This is a genomic window from Parafrankia colletiae (assembly GCF_001854655.1).
Taxonomy (GTDB): domain Bacteria; phylum Actinomycetota; class Actinomycetes; order Frankiales; family Frankiaceae; genus Parafrankia; species Parafrankia colletiae.
Window position 1 is genome coordinate 1 of record NZ_MBLM01000100.1, and the last position, 1,159, is coordinate 1,159.

Consider the following 1,159-nt stretch of genomic DNA (forward strand, 5'->3'; position numbering starts at 1 on the left):
GGGACCTTGCGGCGGGTGTCGTCGGTGCCCTCACCGACCCGCACGAGATCGAGCAGCAGGTGGCGAGCGGTTTCACGGTGAGCGTCATCGAACCGACCGAGGATCTCCTCGGCGGTGCTCGCCACGGCCCGGCGGATCCCACCGGTCGCGTGGTAGGCGGCCAAAGTCAGCAGCGTGCCGCCGCTGCGCTGACAGGTGACAAGCAAGGCGTGCGACAGCAAGGGCAGATGGCCGACGTGGTGCCCAGGCCTTCCCTGCGCCGACCGAGACAATGTACTCACAGGGTTGGCATCGAGATCCTCAAGGATGACGTCGGCAAGGCCCGGTTCCAGGTTCAACCCGGCTGCCGCGGCGGGCTGCTCGATGGCGCAACGCACCTCGTCCCCGCTCATCGGACCGACGAGCACCGGGTACGCCTCCACGGCCTCCCGCAGGCGCGGATAGGCCGCGAGGTGCTCGATGAAGTCCGCTCGGATACCGAGCACCACGGCCGCGGCGGGCGTCGGGGTGTCATCTGTGCAGCCCGCCAGCACCGCGAGCGCATCCAGGAACGCCCGCCGGGAACCCAAATCATTACACAGCGTGAAAAGTTCTTCGAATTGGTCAACGACGAGGACAACCCCCCGGCCGGCGCTCGTCGGGGACAGCGAAGTCAGGTGACGGCCGCGGAGGCGAGCCGCTACCTGGCTGGGCGCGTCCCTGAGCTCCGCAGCCACCGCGTCCGCGGATAGCTGCGCGGCATCGAGAGCTGGCGCCAATGCGGTGGCGAGGGCACGTAGCGGCGTTGCCGTCGGTGTCAAGGTCACGTGGGGCCAGTCCGCAGAACCGGGAATCCCGAGCTGACCCCGACGCAACGCGGGGAGGAGACCGGCTGCCAGGACCGACGACTTCCCGGCGCCGGACGCCCCGAGAACGACCAGCGGCCGGCCCTCACCGTAGGAGTGTGCCAACCGGGCAGCAAGCCGTACCGTGAGTTGTTCGCGGCCGAAAAACAGACCCTCATCGGATTCGGTGAACGCGGCCAACCCCTTGTAAGGGCACGCTGCGGATGGTCCGCCCCCGCCGCGACGGACACGCGCGTCCGTGTCTGGCTCCGTTGCCATCCACTCGAGCAACGACGACATCACATCACCTGAGAGGATCTCGCCTGCGTACGAAC

Annotated in this window: 1 protein-coding gene; it reads right to left on the reverse strand. The window is 68.4% G+C overall.

The genetic code is table 11. The features are described 5' to 3' along the window. Positions 1 to 1,124 (reverse strand): ATP-binding protein (locus tag CC117_RS36175; RefSeq protein ID WP_131803053.1); only part of this gene is annotated, 1,124 nt, incomplete at its 3' end. Positions 1,125 to 1,159: the final 35 nt, after the last annotated feature.